Source organism: Italian clover phyllody phytoplasma str. MA1, assembly GCF_000300695.1.
Classification (GTDB): domain Bacteria; phylum Bacillota_I; class Bacilli_A; order Acholeplasmatales; family Acholeplasmataceae; genus Phytoplasma.
In genome coordinates this window covers 1-545 of record NZ_AKIM01000186.1, presented here as the reverse complement: position 1 = coordinate 545, position 545 = coordinate 1, and the positions used below count along the sequence as shown (strand labels likewise).

1 protein-coding gene is annotated in these 545 nt (G+C 20.0%); it reads right to left on the bottom strand.

Annotation, left to right across the window (positions count from 1 at the left end):
• Positions 1 to 378, bottom strand: a 378-nt coding sequence (nrdI, locus tag RI01_RS03230; RefSeq protein WP_017193236.1) for a class Ib ribonucleoside-diphosphate reductase assembly flavoprotein NrdI, incomplete at its 3' end; no start/stop codon positions are given.
• Between the last annotated feature and the right edge of the window lie 167 nt (positions 379 to 545).

The following is a 545-nucleotide window of genomic DNA, read 5'->3' as shown; positions in this document are numbered from 1 at the left end:
ATTTTTATCCATTTTTTTATTTTCTTTTTTATAGTTTTTTAACCATTTTTGTAAAAAAACTATATCTTCAGAAAATCCTTTCCCTTCGAATTTTAATATTAAAGGTATATTAAATTTTTTAGAAATTAATTCGCCCGCTTTTCCAAAATTAGAACCATAGTTTTTGTTGCCAGAAACGGCCACTCCGATTGCTAAATGAGATTTTTTTTCTAAAAATTTTTCTATTTCATCAGAAATTTTTCCAAATTTAACTGTTTTAGTAACTAAAAAAAATTCTTCTTCTTTGTTAAATTTTTTAACATGTTCTTTAGGAAAGCCTAATTTTTCAACAAAATCGAAAACATTTCCTTGCTCTTGTCCATCAAAAATAATTTTCATTTTACACCACTTTTATTTTATTTTTTAAAAAAATTATAAATAATAAATAATTTTGTAAAAATAGTTTAAAATTTTTCTTTTTGTTTTTAGTTTTCGAAATTAAAAAATAAAATAATTTTCTAAAACTGAAATATACTTATATTCTATCATCTAAAATGAATAAAATT